The following is a 19903-nucleotide window of genomic DNA, read 5'->3' as shown; positions in this document are numbered from 1 at the left end:
GACCATGCAAACTCGTGACGATATCTTCAACACCCTGCGCGATGCCTTGGTCGAACTCTTCGAGCTGGAACCTGCGCGCATCAGCCTCGACTCCAACCTGTACCAGGACCTGGAAATCGACAGCATCGACGCCGTCGACCTGATCGACCACATCAAGCGTCAGACCGGCAAGAAAATCGCCGCCGAAGAATTCAAATCGTGCGCACCGTGAATGACGTGGTCGAGGCGGTCTACCGTCTGGTCCAACCGGCCGCATGAGCCGGCTGATTGGCCTTGGCCTGCTGCTGGCAGGCTTGCTGTACCCCTTTGCGGTGTATTTCGGCATGGAGCACTTCGCCCCCTGGCAGTTCGGCCTGCTCCTGGGCGGCCTGTGGCTGGCTCGGGCGCTGACCGGCGAATGCCGCCCCGGTGACCTGTGGATGGCCGCCGTGGCGATCACGTTCTGCCTGTTGCTGGCCTGGCTCGACAACCCGTTGTTGCTGCGCTGGTACCCGGTGCTGATCAGCGCCTTCATGCTGACGCTGTTCAGCCTGAGCCTGAAATACGGCCCGCCGGTGGCCGAACGCCTGGCCCGGTTGAGCGAGCCGGAACTGCCGGACAAGGCCATTCGCTATACCCGCCAGGTGACGATCGCCTGGAGTGTGTTTTTCCTGTGTAACGGTGTGCTCGCCGCGGCCCTGACCCTGTGGGCGCCGCTGAGTTGGTGGATGTTGTACAACGGCCTGATTGCCTACGGCTTGATGGGCTTGCTGTTTGCCATTGAATGGCTCTTACGACAAAGGGTACGAGGCCGCCCATGAACTGGATCAAACTTGAGCACCTGCTGCTCAAGACCCAAACGCAGCGCCCGGTGGCCGTGCAACCGGCACTTGACCTGCAAACCTTTCAAGCCCGGGCCCTGAGCCTGGCCGCCGGCCTGCAGGCCCAAGGCGTCAAACGCCTCGCCCTGCACCTGGAAGACGCCGCCGAACTGGCCATTGCCCTGCTCGGCGCCTGGCGCGCCGGGGTCAATGTGCTGCTGCCCGCCGACCTGCAAGCCCAGACCCGCCAGCGCTGGTCGAGCGCGGTGGACCTGTGGCTCAGCGATCAGCCGGGCGATGCCCACCCGGACGACTTTCAACAACCGCCCCTGGACGCCGCCGCGCTCGACCCGGACCTATGCCAACTGAGCCTGTGCACTTCCGGCTCCAGTGGCGAGCCCAAGCGCATCGAAAAAACCCTGCGCCAGTTGGCCAACGAGGTCCAGGCCCTGGAGCAGCTCTGGGGCGCGGACCTGGGCCCGGCCTGCATCATCGGCAGCGTGGCGGCCCAGCACATTTACGGTTTGCTGTTCCGGGTGCTGTGGCCGCTGTGCGCCGGGCGCCCATTTGTGCGCCGGCAACTGCCCTTCCCGGAGGACCTGCAGCGGGCCAGTCGCGAGCACCCGGCCTTTGCCTGGGTCGCCAGCCCCGCGCTGCTCAAGCGCATGGGCGACAACCTCGACTGGCCGGCCCTGAGCCCGGTGCGCCGGGTGTTCTCCTCGGGCGGCGCGTTGCCCGCCGAGGCCGCACAGAGCCTGCACCAGCGCCTGCAACAATGGCCCACCGAGATCCTCGGCAGCTCGGAAACCGGCGGCATCGCCTGGCGCCAGGGCGACACCCTCTGGCAGCCGTTCGCTGACGTGCGCTTGAGCCTGGACGACAACGGCGCCCTGCTGATCGCCTCGCCGTACCTGCCGCCGGGGCATGTCGAACACAGCGCCGACGCCGCACGAATCCAGGCCGACGGACGCTTCGAACTGCTCGGGCGCCTGGACCGCATCGTCAAACTGGAAGAGAAACGCATCTCCCTGCCCATGCTGGAACAGGCCCTGGTCAGCCACGAATGGGTCGCCGAAGCGCGCCTGGGGGTGATCACCGAGAATCGCGCGTCACTTGGCGCCCTGCTGGTGCTCAGTGAACAAGGCCTCGGCGCCCTGTGCCAGCAAGGCCGTCGACGCCTGACCCAAACCTTGCGCCAGCACCTGGCCCAGCACTGCGAAGCCCTGGCCCTGCCACGACGCTGGCGCCTGGTACGGCAACTGCCGCTGAACGCCCAGGGCAAGCTGCCCCAGGCCGAGGTCGACGCCCTGCTGCTGGCACCACGCCCGCAAACCCCGGAAGTCCTGACCCAGGAACAGACCGACGGCGAGTGGCTCCTGCAACTGGCCATCCCACCGGACCTGGCTTACTTCAGCGGGCACTTCCCAGAGGCCCCAGTGCTGCCGGGAGTGGTGCAAGTGGATTGGGCCCTGGCCCTGGGCCAGCAACTGCTGCAGTTGCCCGGCCGGTTCGCCGGCATGGAAGTGCTGAAATTCCAACAATTGCTGCGCCCGGGCGACCAGGTTCAATTGCACCTGCGCTTCGATCAGGAACGCGGCAAGTTGTACTTTGCCTATCGCAACCAAAGCGCCGCCTGCTCCAGTGGCCGCATCGTGCTGGAGACGGCTTGTGGATAACTTTTCTCACCCGGCGCCACCGGCTCACCCGCCAGCCCGCCCCAGGAGCCTTGCCCATGCATAAGCCCTGCGCGGTGATCCCGGTCTACAACCATGAAGGCGCCGTACCGGCGGTGGTCGAGGCGCTGTTGGCCAGCCAACTGCCCTGCGTGCTGGTGGACGATGCCAGTAGCCCGGCCTGCGCCCGGGTGCTGGAGCAACTGGCACAGCGCGACCAGGTGTTTCTGGTCAAGCTGGGCGTCAACCAGGGCAAGGGCGGCGCGGTCATGGCCGGCCTGCGCCACGCCTCGCGACTGGGCTTCAGCCATGCCCTGCAAGTGGACGCCGACGGCCAGCACGACCTGCGCGATGTGGATAACTTCATTGCCAGCTCCAGGGCGCACCCCGAAGCGCTGATCTGCGGTTATCCACAGTACGACCGGAGCGTGCCCAAGGGCCGCCTGTACGCCCGCTACCTGACCCACGTGTGGGTGTGGATCAACAGCCTGTCGCTGCAGATCCCCGACTCCATGTGCGGCTTCCGGGTCTATCCGCTGCCGCCGACCCTGGCCCTGATCGACTCGGTCAAGCTGGGCAAGCGCATGGACTTCGACCCGGAGATTCTCGTGCGTCTGTCCTGGCGCAACCAGCCGATGCGCTGGCTGCCGACCCACGTGCATTACCCCCAGGACGGCCTGTCGCACTTCCGCCTGTTCCACGACAACGCGCTGATCTCCAAGATGCACGCCAAGCTGTTCTTCGGCATGTTGCTGCGGGCGCCGAAGATTCTCTGGCGGCGGTGGCAGGCATGAGCCAGGAACAGACACCGCAGCACTGGGCCAAGCATGAGGAGCGCGGCAGCTTCTGGCTGATGAAGCTCACCGCCTTCGGCGTCCGGGTGCTGGGCCGCCGGGTGCTGAGCCCGGTGCTGCACGGCATCGTGCTGTACTTTTTCCTGTTCGGCCGCAGTGCCCGGCGCAGCGCCTGGCAGTACCAGGAACGGCTGGCGAGCTGGAGCGGCCGCGCCGAGTTGCGCCCCACTCACTGGCGAGTGTTTGGCCAGTTCATGGCGTTTGCCGACGCCCTGCTGGACAAGCTCGACGTATGGAACGGCAAGCTGCGCCTGGAGCAGATTGAAATCGTCGACCCGGCCCTGTTGCGCAACCAATTGCGCGGCGAGCGCGGGCAAATGCTGGTGGGTGCGCACCTGGGCAACCTGGAGGTCTGCCGCGCCCTGGCCGAGCTGGGCGAACAAGTGACCATGAACGTGCTGGTGCACACCAAGCACGCCGAACGCTTCAACCGCCTGCTGGGCGAGGCTGGAGCCACCAACTTGCGGCTGATCCAGGTCAGCGAGCTGGACCCGGCAATCATGCTGCAGCTGAGCCAGCGCCTGGACCGTGGCGAGTGGCTGGCGATCGCCGGCGACCGCGTGCCGCTGCATGGCGGGCGTAACGTACGGGTGGACTTCCTTGGCCATCCGGCGGCCTTTCCCCAGGGTCCCTGGTTGCTCGCCGGGCTCTTGAAGTGCCCGGTCAACCTGCTGCTGTGCCTGAAAAACAACGGGCGCTACCGGGTGATCCTCGAACCCTTTACCCAGGCCGTGGTCTGGAAGCGCAGTGACCGCGAACAGGTGATTGCCCAGTGGACTGCGCGCTACGCCGAACGCCTGGCCCAGTACTGCCTGGAAGCACCGCAACAATGGTTCAACTTTTACCCATTCTGGAAGACCGATGACGACCCATCCGTTTGAGCCGGTAACCTTCGGCGAACGCCCGCTGCGCATTGAAGACGTCCGTGCCCTGGCCAACCGCCAGGCCCCGACACAGCTGCAGGACGCCCCCCAGTTCCGCCAGCGCATCGCCAAGGGCGCGCAGTTCCTCGACTCCCTGCTGGACAAGGAAGGGGTGATCTACGGCGTGACCACCGGTTACGGCGACTCCTGCGTGGTGGCAGTGCCCCTGCAGCACGTCGAGGCGCTGCCACGTCATCTGTACACCTTCCACGGTTGCGGCCTGGGCAAGCTGCTGGACGCCCAAGCCACCCGTGCCGTGCTGGCGGCCCGTTTGCAGTCCTTGTGCCACGGTGTGTCCGGGGTCCGCGTGGAGCTGTTGGAGCGCCTGCAGGCCTTCCTCCACCACGACGTCCTGCCGTTGATCCCGGAAGAGGGCTCGGTCGGCGCCAGCGGTGACCTGACGCCGTTGTCTTACGTGGCCGCGACTTTGTCCGGCGAGCGTGAAGTGATGTTCCGCGGCGAACGCCGCCAGGCGGCCGACGTGCACCGTGAGCTGGGCTGGGAGCCGCTGGTATTGCGCCCGAAAGAAGCCCTGGCGCTGATGAACGGCACGGCAGTGATGACTGGCCTGGCGTGCCTGGCCTTTGCCCGCGCCGATTACCTGCTGCAACTGGCCACCCGCATCACCGCGCTGAACGTGGTAGCCCTGCAAGGCAACCCCGAGCACTTCGACGAGCGCCTGTTCGCCGCCAAGCCGCACCCGGGGCAGATGCAAGTGGCCGCCTGGCTGCGCCAGGACCTGGCGATCGACGCACCGACCGCGCCCCTGCACCGCCTGCAGGACCGCTATTCCCTGCGCTGCGCGCCCCATGTGCTGGGGGTGCTGGCGGACAGCCTGAACTGGCTGCGCTCGTTTATCGAGACCGAGCTCAACAGCGCCAACGACAACCCGATCATCGACGCCGAAGCCGAGCGCGTGCTGCACGGCGGGCACTTCTATGGCGGGCATATCGCGTTCGCCATGGACAGCCTGAAGACCCTGGTGGCCAACGTCGCCGACCTGCTGGACCGGCAATTGGCCCTGCTGGTGGACGTGCGTTACAACCACGGCCTGCCGAGCAACCTGTCGGGCGCCAGCGCTGAGCGCGCCATGCTCAACCACGGCTTCAAGGCGGTGCAGATCGGCACCAGCGCCTGGACCGCCGAGGCCCTGAAAAACACCATGCCGGCCAGCGTGTTCTCGCGCTCCACCGAGTGCCACAACCAGGACAAGGTGAGCATGGGCACCATCGCCGCCCGCGATGCGATCCGCGTACTGGAGCTGACCGAACAGGTCGCCGCCGCCACCCTGCTGGCCGCCCATCAAGGTGTGTGGCTGCGAGCCCAGGCCGAGGATGCCCGACCCTTGCCACCGGCCCTGGCCGCCATGCATGTCGACCTGGCCAAGGACTTCCCGCCGGTCATCGAAGACCGCGCCCTGGAAAGCGAGCTGCGCCTGTGCCTGCAACGCATCGCCGAGCAACACTGGAGGCTGCATGCGTAGCAAAGGCTTTCTGCACGCCGACACCGAGATCCTGGTGCCGTTTTTCGACGTCGACACCATGCACGTCGTCTGGCACGGGCACTACGTCAAATACCTGGAAGTGGCGCGCTGCGCGCTGCTCGACAAGATCGGCCACAACTACACGGCCATGGTCGAGTCGGGCTACGCCTGGCCGGTAATCGACCTGCAACTGCGCTACGTGCGCGGCGCGGTGTTCGGCCAGACGCTGAACGTGCGCGCCAGCCTGGTGGAGTGGGAGAACCGGCTGAAGATCAACTACCTGATCACCGACCTGGCCAGCGGCGAACGCCTGACCCGCGCCAGCTCGGTGCAGGTGGCGGTGGACATGGCCAGCCGCGAGATGCAGCTGGCGTCACCCAGGGTGTTCACCGACGCCGTCGCAAGGGCCCTGTCATGAACCTGCCGGCGAAAAGCCTCAACGACAGGCCGGCCCGCCTGATGCGCCGCCGCGTGCTCGGGTTTTTCACGAGCGTGCTCGCTCCTGTCGTGTTCGCGCTGTGGGCGCTGCCGAGCCAGGCCCAGGCTTTCGACCTGCAACAACTGAGCGAGCAATTGGCCAAGCCTGACGTCATCCACGGCCACTTCATCCAGGAAAAACACCTGCGCGCCCTGCCACAACCGCTGACCAGCAAGGGCACCTTTGTCCTGGCGAAAAACCACGGCCTGCTCTGGCTGCTGAAAACCCCGTTGCAGCAGGACTACCGCATCAACGGCCAAGGCATCGCCCGCCGCGATCCCAGCGGCTGGCAACTGCTGCCGAACAAAAGCGCCGGCGCCGAACAGAACCGCCTGTTCCTCGCCGTGCTGCAAGGCGACAGCAGCGGCCTGCAGCGCGACTTCGAACTGGCCCTGAAAGGCCAGGCCAACGACTGGCAACTGACCCTGACGCCACGCTCGTTACTGCTCAAACAGATCTTCACCGAGATCCGCATCGACGGCGGCGAGCTGGTGCAACGCATCGAACTGCTGGAAACCCAGGGCGACAGCACCTTGCTGACCCTGCACGACAGCAGCAGCGCGCTACCTTTGAGCCCGGCGGAGCAACATGACTTTGCTCAATGAACGCTGGCTGCCACGGCTGTTCCTGATCCTGCTGGTGGCCGTGCTGGCCCTGGCCGGCTGGCAATGGCGCCACGGCGCCCCGTTGTCGGCCAACCTCATGGAATTGGTGCCCGGCACCGCGCCCGACGCCCTGGAGCTCAAGGCCGAACAGCGCATGCAGGAACCGCTGAACCGCGAAATGCTGGTGCTGGTGGGCCACGCCGAGCGCCAGCAAGCGATTGCAATGGCCCAGCAATTGAGCGCGAACTTTGTCGCCAGCGGCCTGTTCGAGAAGGTCCAGTGGAACCTCCAGGCCGACCTTCCGGCCTTGCGTCAGCAGTTGCTCCAGGGCCGCCTGGCGATGCTCTCGCCCGCTGATCGCCAGCAACTGACAGAACAGCCCGTGGCGTTTATCCAGCAGCGGGTACAGGCCCTGTTCGACCCGTTCAGCGGCTTCAGCCTGGTGCCCAGCCAGGACGATTGGCTGGGTTTGACCGGACGCATCCAGAACAGCCAGCCACAACGCGGCGCGGTGCAACTGGACATCGGCAGCGGCGCGCTGGTGGCCGATGCCGACGGCAAAAGCTGGGTGCTGCTGCGGGCTCGCACCACCGGCGACGCCTTCGACATGCACCTGCCATTGAAGGTCGCCGAGCTGCTGCAACAGAGCCGTGCCCAGGCCGCCCAAGCCGATGTGCAACTGCTCGCCGCCAGCGGCCTGCTGTATGCCGCCAATGGCCAGCAACAAGCCACCCGGGAAATCACCTGGGTCGGCGGCGGCGCCACCGTGGGCATTCTGTTGCTGCTGTTGCTGGCGTTCCGGCGCTGGCGAGTCTTGCTGGCGTTCGTTCCGGTGCTGGTGGGCATGCTGTTCGGTGCCGTGGCCTGTGTCGCCCTGTTCGGCCACATGCACGTAATGACCCTGGTGCTGGGGTCGAGCCTGATCGGCGTCGCCGTGGATTACCCCCTGCATTACTTGTCGAAAAGCTGGAGCCTGAAACCCTGGCACAGCTGGCCGGCCCTGCGCCTGACCCTGCCCGGGCTGAGCCTGAGCCTGGCCACCAGTTGCATCGGCTACCTGGCCCTGGCCTGGACACCCTTCCCGGCGCTGACCCAGATCGCCGTGTTCTCCGCGGCCGGGCTGCTGGGCGCCTACCTGTCGGCGGTGTGCCTGCTGCCGGCGCTGCTCAAGGGAGCCGACCTGCGCCCGGCCCAATGGCCGCTGCGCCTGGCGGCGGCTTTGCTCACGCTGCGCGAGGCGTTGCTCAAGCGCCTGCCAAGCCCGGTGCTGCTGGTCCTGCTGCTGGCCTTTTGTGCCGGCGGCTTGTGGCAGCTCAGCACCAAGAACGACATCCGCCAATGGGTCGGTGCGCCGCCGCAATTGCAGAGCGAGGCCCAGGCCATTGCACGGATCACCGGCTACCAGCCCACCAGCCAGTTCTTCCTGGTGCGCGCCGCCGACCAACAGCAACTGCTGGAGCGCCAAGCCGCCCTGAGCGAACGCCTGCAAGCCCTGGTCAACCTGGGCAAGCTCCAGGGCTACCTGGCCCTGAACCAGTTGCTCAGCCTGCCGAGCGAGCAACAGCAAGTGCGCGATGCCCTTGGGCAACTGCCGCGCTTCTGGCAACCACTGCTGGACTTGGGCGTGCCGCCTACGGCCCTGCAAAGCGAGCTGATGCAGCTGCAAAACCTGCCGACCCAGGACATTGACGCGGCCCTCAGCGGCCCGTTGGCCGAGCCGTATCGCCCCTTGTGGCTGGGGTCCAGTGCCGAGGGCGTGGCCGCCATGGTCAGCCTGCAGGGCTTGAATGACGCCGCCCTGCTGCGGGTCCAGGCAGCGGACCTGCCCGGGGTGCAACTGGTGGATCGACTGGGTGAGCTGAACCGGGTGTTTGCCGCCACGCAGATCAGCGCCGCCGAACTCAAGCTGGCGTCTTGCGTCTTGATCGTGCTGCTGTTGATCCTGCCCTTCGGCCTCGGCGGTGCCCTGCGCATCGTTGCCCTGCCACTGCTGGCGGCCCTGTGCAGCCTGGCCAGCCTGGGCTGGCTGGGCCAACCCCTGACCCTCTTCAGCCTGTTCGGCCTGTTGCTGGTGACGGCCATCAGCGTCGATTACGCGATCCTCATGCGCGAGCAGATCGGCGGTGCCGCGGTGAGCCTGCTGGGCACCTTGCTGGCGGCGCTGACCACGTGGCTGTCCTTCGGCTTGCTGGCAATCTCCAGCACCCCGGCGGTCAGCAACTTCGGCCTGTCGGTGAGCCTGGGGCTGGCCTTCAGCTTTATCCTCGCGCCTTGGGCCGGGCAGCAGAAACATGCCGCCGCCGTGGAGAGCAACCCATGCTGACCCTGCTGTTCTGGCTTATGGCCCTGGCCCTGTTCGCCCTGGCCACTCTGCTTGGGCGCCGCTTCGGGCTAATCCCCATCGTCAGCCAGTTGCTCCTGGCGACCTTCGGCCTGCCGCTGCTGATGCTGCTGTGGGTCGAGCCCCATTGGCAGCTGAGCGGCGCCCAGCTGGTGTCGCCGACCTGGCTGAAAAATCTCTACAGCCTGAGCTTCGCCCTGTTGCTGGGGCACATCCTCAGTGACGTGATCGACCTGCGCCTGGATCGCCAGAGCCTGAAGATTGCCCTGCCAAGCTTTTGCATTCCCTTCGCCTGTGGCCTGGCGGCGGCGTTCTGGCTGCTGCCACCCCAGCCCTGGATCAGCTCCCTGGCGGTGGGCCTGTTGTTCGCCATCACCGCGATCCCGGTGCTCTACCTGTACCTGCGGCACATCCAGTACCCGCCCGCCGCCACCCGGCGCCTGGTGCAGACCGCGATCCTCATCGACCTGACCTGCTGGAGCCTGTTCGCCCTGGCCCAGGGCAGCCTGCACCTGAGCAGCCTGCTGCTGCCCCTGGCCGGCGCCTGCCTGCCACTGCTGCTGCGTTGCCTGGGCTTGCGCCAGCCGCTGCTACACAGCCTGGGGTTCTTCGGCCTGCTGGTGGTGGCCGAGCACTACAAGCTCAATGCGCTGATTTTCGGCATCGGCTACCTGCTGTGCATGGCCGCCCTCAAGCGGCCCCTGGTGCTGCCGTTAAAGGCAGCCTGGATGAACGCCTTGCAGACCTTTGTCGCCATCCCGCTGATCCTCACGTTCGGTATCGTGCAGATCGATGTGCACAGCGCCGTCAGCAGCCTGGGTGCGGTGCAATGGGCGGCGCTGCTGCTGTTGCCCATCGCCAGCAAACTGCTGGGCAACTGGCTGGGCCTGGGTTGGGCCGGCGCCTCGTTCGTCGGCGCCAGCCGCTGGCGCGAAAGCCTGCTGCTGAATATCCGCGGGTTGAGCGAGATCGTGTTTCTCAACCTGCTGCTGCAACAACAGCTGATCAGCCCGGCGCTGTACTTCGCGCTGATGCTCATGGGCCTGATCGCCACCCTGATGCCGGCCCTGGCCGGCCTGCATCGCCCCCCTTTGAACCTGAACATCGCCGACCCGGCAAGGAGCCCCAGTGCCAACAGTTGAAATGCAACGTCGCCAAGTCGTGGTGATCGGCGCCGGCCCTTCAGGCGCTATCGCAGCCGCGCTGCTCAAGCGCAAAGGCCACGATGTGCTGATCATCGAGCGCCAGCATTTCCCACGCTTCTCCATCGGTGAAAGCCTGCTGTCCCACTGCCTGGATTTCGTCGAAGAAGCGGGCATGCTCGACGCAGTGAATGCCGCCGGTTTTCAAGTCAAGAATGGCGCCGCCTTTGCCTGGGGCGAGCAGTACAGCGCCTTCGATTTCGGCGACACCTTCAGCCACGGCAAACCCACCACTTTCCAGGTGCAGCGCGCCGACTTCGACCAGTTGCTGGCCGAGCAAGCGGCACTGCAAGGGGTTGAAGTACGCTACGGCGAGGAGATCGTCAGCGTCGATTTCAGCGGCCCGCAACCGCAGTTGCTGGCCCGTCGCGAAGACGGCAGCGAGTACCGCGTGAGCGCGGACTTCGTCCTCGACGCCAGCGGTTATGGCCGGGTCCTGCCACGCTTGCTGGAGCTGGAAGCGCCTTCCAACTTCCCGGTGCGCCAGGCGGTGTTCACCCACGTCGAGGATCACATCGACCACCCGCGCTTCGAGCGCGAAAAGATCCTCATCACCACCCACCCAATCCATCGTGATGTCTGGTTCTGGACCATCCCTTTCAGCAACGGCCGCTGCTCGGTGGGCGTGGTCGCGGCCAAGGAGCACTTCGACGATCGTGGCGCCGACCTGGATGCCCTGCTGCAGGGTTTTATCGCCGAAACCCCGAGCCTGGCCAAAGTCCTGGAGAACGCCGTCTGGGATACCCCGGCGCGGACCATCGGCGGCTACTCGGCCAACGTCAGCACCTTGCACGGCCCAGGCTTTGCCTTGCTGGGCAACGCGGCGGAATTCCTCGACCCGGTATTCTCTTCGGGCGTGACCATCGCCATGCGCTCGGCCAGCATGGCCGCCGGGGTCCTGCATCGGCAGTTGCAGGGTGAAACCGTGGACTGGAACAACGAGTTCGCCGTGCCCCTGAAACGCGGCGTCGACACCTTCCGCTGCTACGTCGAAGGCTGGTACGCCGGCACCTTCCAGGACGTGATCTTTCACCCGGGCAGTTCACCGGAAATCCGCCGCATGATCAGTTCGATCCTCGCCGGCTACGCCTGGGACGAGCGCAACCCGTTCGTCAGCGAAGCTCGCCGCCGTCTGCGCATGCTCTCGGAAATCTGCGCACGGGAGCCGGTATGAACAGTTCTTCATCGCCTTACCTGAGCAGCAGTTACGTCGAGGAAACCCGCTTCGGCTTCTGGTTCCTGCGCAGCCACACCTGGCAGCATCACGTGTTGCGGGTGGCAATCAATGACCTGCGCTCGCTGTTCGACACCCCGCTGCCCGAGAACCCGGTGCTGCTGGACGCCGGTTGCGGCCAGGGCAAGTCGTTCCAGTACCTGCGACACGTGTTCGCCCCGCAGCGCCTGATCGGCCTGGATGCCGACCCTCACAGCCTGACTCTCAGCGGCGAGGAAGCCGCCCGGCACAACCTGCCGGTGGAACTGATCGGCAGCGACTGCGCAACCCTGCAAGTAGCGGACGCCAGCGTCGACCTGCTGTTCTGCCACCAGACGTTCCACCACCTGGTGGAGCAGGAAAAAGCCCTGGCCGAGTTCTACCGCGTGCTCAAGCCCGGGGGCTATCTGCTGTTCGCCGAATCCACCGAAGCCTACATCGACACCTGGGTGATTCGCTGGCTGTTCCGCCACCCGATGCACGTGCAGAAAAGCGCCGCCCAGTACCTGGACATGATTCGCCAACAAGGTTTTGAATTCGGCCCGCAGAACGTGTCTTATCCATACCTGTGGTGGAGCCGCGCCAAGGATTTCGGCCTGCTGGAACGTCTGCGCCTGCGCCAACCGCCGCCCGTGGGCCAGCGTGAAGAGACCCTGGTCAACGTGGTCGCACGCAAACCCCTGCCGAGTATTTCCGAGGAAGGTACCGCGCCATGATTCGCGTCTTGCTGGCCGCTTGTGTCCTGCTGCTGAGCGCTTGCGTCAGTCAGGCACCGCTGCCTGCCAGCACCCCGTCCCTGGCCTTGCCCCTGCAGTTGCTTATCCAGCGCCAGCAGGCCGAGCAGCGTCAGGACTGGCTGCTGGTGGTCCAAGCCGAGGGCCCGGGCCTGCGTTGGTCGCTGATGGACCCGCTGGGCATCCCCCTGGCGCGCCAGAAACTGCTCGACGGACAGTGGCAGGCCGATGGCTTGCTGCCGCCCAACCCGGAAGCCCGCGAGCTGTTCGCCGCCCTGTTGTTTGCCCTCACGCCTGAGGCTCAGGTGCCCGGCAACTACCCCCAGGCGCACCAGCAAGGCAGCCGGCGTGACCTCGGCCAACGCTGGCGGGTCCACTATCAACAACCTTTGGATTTCCAGTTGAACCTGCCCCAAGGCTTGCGTTACCACATTACCGCGCTCAGCGCCGGAAGCACCCCATGACGGCTTACCTGAATGCCCTCGGGGTGATCTGTGCCCTGGGTCGAAACCCGCAGGAAGTAGCCCGCAGCCTGTTTGCCGGCGACTGCTCCGGCCTGCGCGAAGAAGCCGGCTGGGTGCCCGAACGGCGACTGCCGGTGGCCGCCGTACGCGGCCCCCTGGCCAGCCTGCCGCCCCACCTTTCACCGCAGAACAGCCGCAACAACCAGCTGTTGCTGGAAGCCGCGCTGCAGATTCGCGACGACATCGAGCAAGCGATCCAGCGCCATGGCCGTGGGCGCGTCGGCATCGTCCTGGGCACCAGCACGTCGGGGATCGATGAAGCCAGCCGAGGCATCGCCCACTACCTGCGTGACCAGCACTTCCCGGCGGGCTACGACTACCAGCAGCAGGAGCTGAGCGCGCCGGCGAACTTCCTCGCCGACTGGCTGCAACTGAGCGGCCCGGCCTATGTGATTTCCACCGCCTGCACCTCCAGCGCCCGCGCCCTGCTGAGCGCCCGGCGCCTGCTGGACCTGGGCCTGTGTGACGCGGTGCTGTGCGGCGGCGTGGACAGCCTGTGCAAGCTGACCCTCAACGGTTTCTCGGCCCTGGAAGCGGTGTCCGAACAACGCTGCAACCCGTTCTCGGCCAACCGCAATGGCATCAACATTGGCGAGGCAGCGGTGCTGTTCCTGATGACCCGCGAGTGCCACGAGCAACCGGCCATCGCCCTGCTTGGCGGCGGCGCAAGCTCCGACGCCCACCATATTTCTGCCCCGGAACCCAGTGGCCGCGGCGCCCTGCAAGCGATGCGCAAAGCCCTGGCCAACGCTGGCCTGCAACCGGCGCAGATCGACTACCTGAACCTGCACGGCACCGCCACGCAGCACAACGACGCCATGGAGAGCCTGGCGGTGGCTGAGCTGTTCCCGGACGGCGTGGCCTGTTCGTCGACCAAGCCCATGAGCGGCCATACCCTGGGCGCTGCTGGGGCCCTGGAAGCAGCCTTCTGCTGGCTGAGCCTGGGCCACGAAAACCCCGGGCGGCGCCTGCCGCCCCACGTCTGGGATGGGCAAGCAGATACCCAGTTGCCAGCCTTGCGCTGGGTAACCCCGGCCGACCAGCTGGCACCCGGCACACCGCGCCGCCTGATGAGCAACTCGTTTGCCTTCGGCGGCAACAACGTCAGCCTGATTATCGGAGACGCGCCATGATTGACTGGCCTCTCGCCGAACTGCTGCCCCACGCCGGCGACATGATCCTGATCGACCAGGTCTTGTCGTTTGACGAAGAGCAGATCCACACCCGTCTGCAGGTACGCCCCGGCGGCCTGTTCAACCGCGCCGACGGCAGCCTGCCGGCCTGGGTCGGCGTCGAGTTGATGGCCCAGAGCGTGGCCGCCTACGCCGGTTGCCGGGCCCGCCAGTTGGGCGAACCCGTGGCCCTGGGCTTCCTCCTGGGCACACGCAAGTTCGACTGCAATGTGGAGCATTTCCCGGCGGGCAGCGAATTGCTGATCCACGCCCAGCGCTCCCTGGAAGACGAAAACGGCATGGGCGTCTTCGAATGCCACATCACCGGCCCCGGCATTCAGGTGTCGGCCCGCTTGAACGTCTTCCGTCCGCCCCAGGCGGCCCAATACCTTGAGCAATCACCCGCTTCTTCTACAGGAACCTCGTCATGACTGAATCCGTACTGGTCACCGGCTCCAGCCGCGGCATCGGTCGCGCCATCGCCCTGCGCCTGGCCCAGGCCGGCTATGACCTGGTGCTGCATTGCCGCAGTGGCCGCAGCGACGCCGAAGCGGTCAAGGTCGAAGTCGAGGCCTTGGGCCGCACGGCGCGCATCCTGCAATTCGACGTGGCTGAACGGGCTGCCTGCAAGGCCATTCTCGAAGCCGATGTGGAAACCCACGGCGCCTACTACGGCGTGGTACTCAATGCCGGCCTGACCCGCGATGGCGCCTTTCCCGCGCTGAGCGAAAACGATTGGGATGAAGTGCTGCGCACCAACCTCGACGGTTTCTACAACGTGCTGCACCCGGTGATGATGCCCATGATTCGCCGTCGCGCGGCCGGGCGAATCATCTGCATCACCTCGGTCTCGGGGCTGATCGGCAACCGTGGCCAGGTCAACTACAGCGCTTCCAAGGCCGGCCTGATCGGCGCCGCCAAGGCCCTGGCCATCGAGCTGGGCAAGCGCAAGATCACCGTCAACTGCGTGGCTCCAGGGTTGATCGACACAGCGATGCTCGACGAGAACGTACCGGTGGAAGAACTGATGAAAATGATCCCGGCGCAGCGCATGGGCACCCCGGAAGAAGTCGCCGGTGCGGTGAACTTCCTGATGTCCGCCGAAGCCGCCTACATCACCCGCCAGGTGCTGGCAGTGAACGGAGGCCTGTGCTGATGAAGCGTGTCGTAGTCACCGGCATGGCCGGCATGACGTCCCTGGGCGGCGATTGGGACGCCATCTCGGCGAACTTTCGCGCCAACCGCAGCGGCATTCGGCGCATGGACGAGTGGGACCGTTTCACTGAATTGAACACGCGCCTGGCCGGGCCTATCGACGACTTCGTCGTGCCGGGCCACTGGACGCGCAAGCAACTGCGCAGCATGGGCCGCGTGTCGCGCCTGGCCGTGTGGGCGGCGGAGCAGGCATTGCAGGACGCGGGCTTGCTGGGTGACGAATCGATCAAGGACGGGCGCATGGGCGTTGCCTGTGGTTCATCCACCGGCAGCACCGACGAGATCAAGGCATTCGGCAATATGCTGCTGAACTCGGTGGCCGAGGGGCTCAACGCCAACTCCTACGTGCGCATGATGCCCCACACCACGGCGGCGAATATCAGCATCTTCTTTGGCCTGACCGGGCGCCTGATCCCCACGTCCAGCGCCTGCACCAGCGGGAGCCAGGGCATTGGTTATGCGTATGAGGCGATCAAGTTCGGCCGCCTGCCGCTGATGCTCGCCGGCGGCGCCGAAGAACTCTGCCCCACCGAAGCCATGGTGTTCGACGCGCTGTACGCCACCAGCCTGAAAAACGATGCGCCACAGACCAGCCCGCGCCCCTACGACAGCGGCCGCGATGGCCTGGTGATCGGTGAAGGCGGCGGCATGCTGGTGCTGGAAGAGCTGGAACACGCCTTGGCCCGGGGTGCACATATCCACGCGGAGCTGGTCGGTTTCGGCAGCAATGCCGACGGCCAGCACACCACGCGCCCGGAACAGAAAACCATGCGCCGAGCGATGGAGCTGGCCCTCGAAGACGCCGGCCTCGCGCCCTCGGCCATCGGCTACGTGAACGGCCACGGCACCGCCACCGAACAGGGCGACATCGCCGAAACCCTGGCCACCAGCAGCCTGTTCGGCAGCCAGATGCCCATCAGTTCGCAGAAGAGTTTCCTGGGCCACACCCTGGGTGCCTGCGGGGCCCTGGAGTCCTGGTTCAGCATCGAGATGCTCAACCGTGACCTGTACGTGCACACGTTCAACCTCGATCAGGTCGACCCGCGCTGCGGCGAACTGGACTACCTGCGCAACGAGTTTCGGCGGATGAGCAACGAGTACGTGATGAACAACAACTTTGCCTTTGGCGGTGTCAACACCTCGCTGATCTTCCGCCGCTGGTCCTGATACGCACGAACCCACTGGAGAAAATGGAATGTCTTCCCTGCTGCGCGCAACCCTGATGGTCCTGGCCCTGTTGAGCACTGTGGCCTGCACCAGCAAACCGCTGTACACCCCGAACCGGGTCATCCCGGCGAGCATTCACGCCGACCAGGAACAGGTGAAACAGTCGATCCTGAAAAACCTGGTGGCGCGCAAGTGGACGGTGCAGCGCATCAGCCCGAACCTGATCCAGGCCGAGATCACCGTGCGCGAGACATTCCACGTCGAGATCGACATCGACTACAGCGCCACGGACTACAAGATCGTCTACCGCGACAGCCGCGGGATGGACTACAAGGACGGCAAGATCCACAAAAACTACATTCGCTGGGTGCGCCTGCTGGACAAGGGCATCCTGCGGGATCTGCGTGACAAGCAGAACGAGCGGACCGCCCAGCAGCTGTCCGATGCGGCCCAAGCCAGCCCCGCGCCCAACTGATCGCTCGCCGTTGCCCCGGGCTGGTCACGGCCCGGGGCAGCGGCGATAGATACGTGCTTCGCCCCCTCTACCACGTCAAGGACATCACCATGCAATTCAAGACTCTGGCAGCTGCCGCCACCCTCCTGCTCTGCACCCTGCCCGGCGTCAGCCAGGCCCGTGATACGGCGCTGTACCTGCCATTCGACAAGGTTGTCGCTGAAGCCATCAGCACCGGCAAGATCGATGGCAGCGTGAAGTTCTACCTGGCCGGCAACAAGCCCGCCGGCAAAGTCAGCGTGATCAGCCCTGGCGCCGTGACCAACAAAAAGACCAACGCCTTCAACAAGTCCGACCAAGTGGCTTGCGAATGGGCCCTGCAGTCGGCGTTGATCACCCTGCACCAGGCGGCGAAAAAAGTCGGCGCCAATGCCGTGACCGACATCGCCAGCTTCTACAAGAGCAACGAGCGTAAAGACGCCAAGACCTACGAATGCCACGCCGGCGCGGTCATCGCCGGTGTTGCCCTGCGCGGCGACCTGTCCAAGGTGCAGTAAGACGGTTTGAGCCCACGGCTTGCCGCAACGACCCGGTGCTGATCGCCGGGCCGATTGCCGGCAAGCAGCCGCGGGGCGAACGTGCCCTAGGCGCTGATTTCAGTCTTGCGCGTGAGCAACTCGACAAACGCCTTGGCCATGGGCGAGTTCTGATCCGTACGCTGCACCAGCCACACCGCCGACATGGCCGCCGGGTCCAGCAACTTGCGATAGACCACGCCGTCGATGCGCATGCGCTGGTAGGACGCCGGCAACACCGACACCCCCAACCCGGCTGCCACCAGGCCGATGATGGTCATGGCTTCACCTGCTTCCTGGGCAAAATGCGGGGTAAACCCGGCCGCCCGGGCCAGGCTCAACAACTGCGCGTACAGGCCGCTGCCATAGCTGCGCGGGAAGAAGACAAAGGGCTCGTGGGCCAACACCGAGAGCTGCAAACCGTCTTCGCTGCCGATCACCAGCGGGTGCTTGGAACTGAGCACCGCCACCAGTGGCTCGCGGAGCAACTCCACCACACTCAAGGAATCGGGCAACGGCAAGGGCCGCATGATGCCGACCTGGATCGACTGGTCCACCAGGGCGTCCGCCACCTGGGTGCTGCTCATTTCCTGCAGGTTCAGGTGCACCGCCGGAAAGCGCTGGCGGAAGGAAAAGATCGCCTGGGGAATGGTTGAATTGAACGGCGCCGACGAGGTGAAGCCAATCTTCAGCTCGCCCAACTCGCCCAATTGCGCCCGCCGCGCCACGTCCGCCGCCTTGTCGACCTGAGCCAGGACCAAACGCGCCTCTTCCAGGAACAGCCGCCCGGCCTCACTGAGCTCGACCCGACGATTGGTACGCTCAAACAGCCGCGCCCCCACCTCTTGCTCCAAGGCCTGGATCTGCTGGCTCAAAGGCGGCTGGGAAATACCCAGCACCTGGGCCGCACGGCCGAAATGCAACTCTTCGGCGACGGCGATGAAGTAGCGCAGGTGACGCAATTCCATAAGAACCTCAATCAGTCGTAAAACCTATCAAACAGGTCGAACAATATATTGGAAAGAATCATTAGCCAGCTATATGCTTTTTTCCATTGCCTGACCGGCTGCGTCTCCCCGAGGTCCCCCGTGAAAACCGCTGTCGCCCCCCTGTCCCACGAAATTCCCCACAGGCCCCTGGACGAGCCGGCCGCGCCATTCAAGGAAAGCTACATCGAGAAAGGCACGCCGATGTTCATGCGCACGGTGCTGGCGCTGTTCTCCGGCGGTTTTGCCACCTTCGCCCTGCTCTACTGCGTGCAGCCGATGATGCCGCTGCTGTCCAAGGACTTCGCGATCAACGCAGCGCAAAGCAGCCTGATTCTTTCAGTGGCCACCGGCATGTTGGCCATCGGCCTGCTGATTACCGGGCCCATCTCCGATCGCATCGGCCGCAAGCCCGTGATGGTTGCCGCGCTGTTCGCCGCAGCGCTGTGCACCCTGGCCAGCGCCATGATGCCGAGCTGGCACGGGGTGCTGTTGATGCGCGCGCTGGTGGGCCTGTCCCTGAGCGGCCTGGCGGCGGTGGCCATGACCTACCTGAGCGAGGAAATCCACCCGCAGCACATCGGCCTGGCCATGGGCCTGTACATTGGCGGCAACGCCATCGGCGGCATGTGCGGACGCCTGATCACCGGGGTCTTGATCGACTTCGTCAGCTGGCACACCGCGATGCTGGTGATCGGCGGGCTGGCGCTGATCGCCGCGGCCGTGTTCTGGAAAATCCTCCCCGAATCCCGCAACTTCCGCGCCCGTTCGCTGCACCCGCGCAGCCTGCTGGAAGGCTTCACCCTGCACTTTCGCGATGCCGGGTTGCCGCTGCTGTTCCTTGAAGCCTTTGTGTTGATGGGCGCCTTCGTGACCTTGTTCAACTACATCGGCTATCGCCTGCTGGCCGAGCCGTATCACATGGACCAGGCCTTCGTCGGCCTGCTGTCGGTGGTGTACCTGTCGGGCATCTACAGCTCGGCGAAAATCGGTGCCCTGGCGGACCAACTCGGACGCCGCAAAGTGCTCTGGGCAACCATTGCCCTGATGCTCGCCGGCCTGGCCCTGACCCTGGTCACGCCGTTGCCACTGGTGATCATCGGCATGCTGATCTTCACCTTCGGCTTCTTCGGCGCCCATTCGGTGGCCAGTAGCTGGATCGGCCGCCGCGCCATCCAAGCCAAGGGCCAGGCGTCGTCGCTGTACCTGTTCAGCTACTACGCCGGCTCCAGCATCGCCGGCACCGCGGGCGGGGTGTTCTGGCACATGGCGGGCTGGAATGGCATCGGCCTGTTTATCGGCGCCCTGCTGCTGGTGGCGCTGCTGGTCGCGTTGAAACTGGCCAAGTTGCCGCCGTTGTAAGACCCGGCCTGTATAGGGGCTGGCCTGCCAGCAACGGCGTCCGCCAGGTAGATACACGTTTCAAAGGCCCATTCGCTGGCAAGCCGGCGCCGACAAAAGTGACCGCCAATGAAAACGCCCGGCATGAGCCGGGCGTTTTTTT

General features: G+C 65.5%; 20 protein-coding genes and 1 pseudogene. 20 read left to right on the top strand and 1 reads right to left on the bottom strand.

All coding sequences use genetic code 11. From position 1 onward, the window contains the following. Positions 1-4 precede the first annotated feature (4 nt). The 19 genes and pseudogenes from M1B34_RS23035 (at position 5) to M1B34_RS22945 (ending at position 17395) form a co-directional block, all read left to right on the top strand. Positions 5-258: pseudogene (locus M1B34_RS23035) on the top strand (acyl carrier protein). Further along, positions 255-800, top strand: coding sequence for a COG4648 family protein (locus tag M1B34_RS23030; protein ID WP_268266304.1), 546 nt, complete (start codon positions 255-257; stop codon positions 798-800). Before M1B34_RS23035 ends, M1B34_RS23030 begins: the two are co-directional and overlap by 4 nt. Then, complete coding sequence (locus M1B34_RS23025; protein ID WP_268266303.1) at positions 797-2476, top strand: acyl-CoA synthetase family protein; 1680 nt, start codon at positions 797-799, stop codon at positions 2474-2476. Before M1B34_RS23030 ends, M1B34_RS23025 begins: the two co-directional genes overlap by 4 nt. A gap of 56 nt (positions 2477-2532) precedes the next feature. Continuing rightward, the gene (locus M1B34_RS23020) at positions 2533-3267 is read left to right on the top strand and encodes a glycosyltransferase family 2 protein (RefSeq protein WP_123329402.1); all 735 of its coding nucleotides are present in this window, start codon (positions 2533-2535) and stop codon (positions 3265-3267) included. Beyond that, a complete protein-coding gene (locus M1B34_RS23015) occupies positions 3264-4208 on the top strand; it encodes an LpxL/LpxP family acyltransferase (protein WP_268266302.1) in 945 nt (314 codons plus the stop codon). The genes M1B34_RS23020 and M1B34_RS23015 overlap by 4 nt, the downstream gene beginning before the upstream one ends. Continuing rightward, positions 4189-5733: an HAL/PAL/TAL family ammonia-lyase gene (locus M1B34_RS23010; protein ID WP_268266301.1), complete on the top strand. Its 1545-nt coding sequence runs from the start codon at positions 4189-4191 to the stop codon at positions 5731-5733. Before M1B34_RS23015 ends, M1B34_RS23010 begins: the two co-directional genes overlap by 20 nt. After that, positions 5726-6151, top strand: a complete 426-nt coding sequence (locus M1B34_RS23005; RefSeq protein WP_123329396.1) for an acyl-CoA thioesterase — start codon at positions 5726-5728, stop codon at positions 6149-6151. Before M1B34_RS23010 ends, M1B34_RS23005 begins: the two co-directional genes overlap by 8 nt. Next, entirely contained in the window at positions 6148-6816 is a 669-nt protein-coding gene (locus tag M1B34_RS23000; RefSeq protein WP_268266300.1) for an outer membrane lipoprotein carrier protein LolA, read from the top strand. The genes M1B34_RS23005 and M1B34_RS23000 overlap by 4 nt, the downstream gene beginning before the upstream one ends. Further along, a complete protein-coding gene (locus M1B34_RS22995) occupies positions 6800-9139 on the top strand; it encodes an MMPL family transporter (RefSeq protein ID WP_268266299.1) in 2340 nt (779 codons plus the stop codon). The genes M1B34_RS23000 and M1B34_RS22995 overlap by 17 nt, the downstream gene beginning before the upstream one ends. Next, positions 9133-10299 carry a cation:proton antiporter gene (locus tag M1B34_RS22990; RefSeq protein ID WP_268266298.1) on the top strand — a complete coding sequence of 389 codons (1167 nt, stop codon included), beginning with the start codon at positions 9133-9135 and terminating at the stop codon, positions 10297-10299. Before M1B34_RS22995 ends, M1B34_RS22990 begins: the two co-directional genes overlap by 7 nt. Further along, positions 10286-11533, top strand: coding sequence for an NAD(P)/FAD-dependent oxidoreductase (locus M1B34_RS22985; RefSeq protein ID WP_123329388.1), 1248 nt, complete (start codon positions 10286-10288; stop codon positions 11531-11533). Before M1B34_RS22990 ends, M1B34_RS22985 begins: the two co-directional genes overlap by 14 nt. Continuing rightward, a complete protein-coding gene (locus M1B34_RS22980; protein ID WP_268266297.1) occupies positions 11530-12288 on the top strand; it encodes a class I SAM-dependent methyltransferase in 759 nt (252 codons plus the stop codon). The genes M1B34_RS22985 and M1B34_RS22980 overlap by 4 nt, the downstream gene beginning before the upstream one ends. After that, a complete protein-coding gene (locus M1B34_RS22975) occupies positions 12285-12770 on the top strand; it encodes a hypothetical protein (RefSeq protein ID WP_268266296.1) in 486 nt (161 codons plus the stop codon). Before M1B34_RS22980 ends, M1B34_RS22975 begins: the two co-directional genes overlap by 4 nt. Beyond that, a complete protein-coding gene (locus M1B34_RS22970) occupies positions 12767-13963 on the top strand; it encodes a beta-ketoacyl-[acyl-carrier-protein] synthase family protein (RefSeq protein ID WP_268266295.1) in 1197 nt (398 codons plus the stop codon). The genes M1B34_RS22975 and M1B34_RS22970 overlap by 4 nt, the downstream gene beginning before the upstream one ends. Then, positions 13960-14433, top strand: coding sequence for a hotdog family protein (locus M1B34_RS22965; RefSeq protein ID WP_123329380.1), 474 nt, complete (start codon positions 13960-13962; stop codon positions 14431-14433). The genes M1B34_RS22970 and M1B34_RS22965 overlap by 4 nt, the downstream gene beginning before the upstream one ends. Further along, positions 14430-15158: a 3-oxoacyl-ACP reductase FabG gene (gene fabG / locus M1B34_RS22960; RefSeq protein WP_123329378.1), complete on the top strand. Its 729-nt coding sequence runs from the start codon at positions 14430-14432 to the stop codon at positions 15156-15158. Before M1B34_RS22965 ends, fabG begins: the two co-directional genes overlap by 4 nt. Then, a complete protein-coding gene (locus M1B34_RS22955; protein WP_123329376.1) occupies positions 15158-16384 on the top strand; it encodes a beta-ketoacyl-ACP synthase in 1227 nt (408 codons plus the stop codon). The genes fabG and M1B34_RS22955 overlap by 1 nt, the downstream gene beginning before the upstream one ends. Positions 16385-16412: 28 nt before the next feature. After that, positions 16413-16859 (top strand): hypothetical protein, encoded by a 447-nt coding sequence (locus M1B34_RS22950; RefSeq protein ID WP_123329374.1) that lies wholly within the window; start codon positions 16413-16415, stop codon positions 16857-16859. A gap of 89 nt (positions 16860-16948) precedes the next feature. Then, positions 16949-17395 carry an excinuclease gene (locus M1B34_RS22945; RefSeq protein ID WP_123329372.1) on the top strand — a complete coding sequence of 149 codons (447 nt, stop codon included), beginning with the start codon at positions 16949-16951 and terminating at the stop codon, positions 17393-17395. Positions 17396-17481: 86 nt separating this feature from the next. On the opposite strand, the gene M1B34_RS22940 is transcribed toward M1B34_RS22945, so the two are convergent. Further along, positions 17482-18381, bottom strand: coding sequence for a LysR family transcriptional regulator (locus tag M1B34_RS22940; RefSeq protein WP_268266294.1), 900 nt, complete (start codon positions 18379-18381; stop codon positions 17482-17484). A gap of 120 nt (positions 18382-18501) precedes the next feature. Here M1B34_RS22940 and M1B34_RS22935 point away from each other — a divergent pair, with 120 nt between their 5' ends. Continuing rightward, entirely contained in the window at positions 18502-19761 is a 1260-nt protein-coding gene (locus tag M1B34_RS22935) for an MFS transporter (RefSeq protein WP_123329368.1), read from the top strand. Positions 19762-19903: the final 142 nt, after the last annotated feature.

This window comes from Pseudomonas morbosilactucae (genome assembly GCF_023241715.1).
Lineage (GTDB): Bacteria > Pseudomonadota > Gammaproteobacteria > Pseudomonadales > Pseudomonadaceae > Aquipseudomonas > Aquipseudomonas morbosilactucae.
The sequence above is the reverse complement of the archived record's forward strand: the minus strand, read 5'-3'. Positions and strand labels throughout refer to the sequence as shown.

What these genes read in the sequence shown, in the direction of transcription:
- M1B34_RS22945 (WP_123329372.1), top strand. Translation starts at nt 16,949, where the DNA reads ATGCAATTCAAGACTCTGGCAGCTGCCGCCACCCTCCTGCTCTGCACC.
- M1B34_RS22955 (WP_123329376.1), top strand. Translation starts at nt 15,158, where the DNA reads ATGAAGCGTGTCGTAGTCACCGGCATGGCCGGCATGACGTCCCTGGGC.
- M1B34_RS23020 (WP_123329402.1), top strand. Translation starts at nt 2,533, where the DNA reads ATGCATAAGCCCTGCGCGGTGATCCCGGTCTACAACCATGAAGGCGCC.
- M1B34_RS23000 (WP_268266300.1), top strand. Translation starts at nt 6,148, where the DNA reads ATGAACCTGCCGGCGAAAAGCCTCAACGACAGGCCGGCCCGCCTGATG.
- M1B34_RS22980 (WP_268266297.1), top strand. Translation starts at nt 11,530, where the DNA reads ATGAACAGTTCTTCATCGCCTTACCTGAGCAGCAGTTACGTCGAGGAA.
- M1B34_RS23005 (WP_123329396.1), top strand. Translation starts at nt 5,726, where the DNA reads ATGCGTAGCAAAGGCTTTCTGCACGCCGACACCGAGATCCTGGTGCCG.
- M1B34_RS23025 (WP_268266303.1), top strand. Translation starts at nt 797, where the DNA reads ATGAACTGGATCAAACTTGAGCACCTGCTGCTCAAGACCCAAACGCAG.
- M1B34_RS23030 (WP_268266304.1), top strand. Translation starts at nt 255, where the DNA reads ATGAGCCGGCTGATTGGCCTTGGCCTGCTGCTGGCAGGCTTGCTGTAC.
- M1B34_RS22975 (WP_268266296.1), top strand. Translation starts at nt 12,285, where the DNA reads ATGATTCGCGTCTTGCTGGCCGCTTGTGTCCTGCTGCTGAGCGCTTGC.
- M1B34_RS22995 (WP_268266299.1), top strand. Translation starts at nt 6,800, where the DNA reads ATGACTTTGCTCAATGAACGCTGGCTGCCACGGCTGTTCCTGATCCTG.
- M1B34_RS22950 (WP_123329374.1), top strand. Translation starts at nt 16,413, where the DNA reads ATGTCTTCCCTGCTGCGCGCAACCCTGATGGTCCTGGCCCTGTTGAGC.
- fabG (WP_123329378.1), top strand. Translation starts at nt 14,430, where the DNA reads ATGACTGAATCCGTACTGGTCACCGGCTCCAGCCGCGGCATCGGTCGC.
- M1B34_RS22940 (WP_268266294.1), bottom strand. Translation starts at nt 18,381, where the DNA reads ATGGAATTGCGTCACCTGCGCTACTTCATCGCCGTCGCCGAAGAGTTG.
- M1B34_RS23010 (WP_268266301.1), top strand. Translation starts at nt 4,189, where the DNA reads ATGACGACCCATCCGTTTGAGCCGGTAACCTTCGGCGAACGCCCGCTG.
- M1B34_RS22970 (WP_268266295.1), top strand. Translation starts at nt 12,767, where the DNA reads ATGACGGCTTACCTGAATGCCCTCGGGGTGATCTGTGCCCTGGGTCGA.
- M1B34_RS22990 (WP_268266298.1), top strand. Translation starts at nt 9,133, where the DNA reads ATGCTGACCCTGCTGTTCTGGCTTATGGCCCTGGCCCTGTTCGCCCTG.
- M1B34_RS23015 (WP_268266302.1), top strand. Translation starts at nt 3,264, where the DNA reads ATGAGCCAGGAACAGACACCGCAGCACTGGGCCAAGCATGAGGAGCGC.
- M1B34_RS22965 (WP_123329380.1), top strand. Translation starts at nt 13,960, where the DNA reads ATGATTGACTGGCCTCTCGCCGAACTGCTGCCCCACGCCGGCGACATG.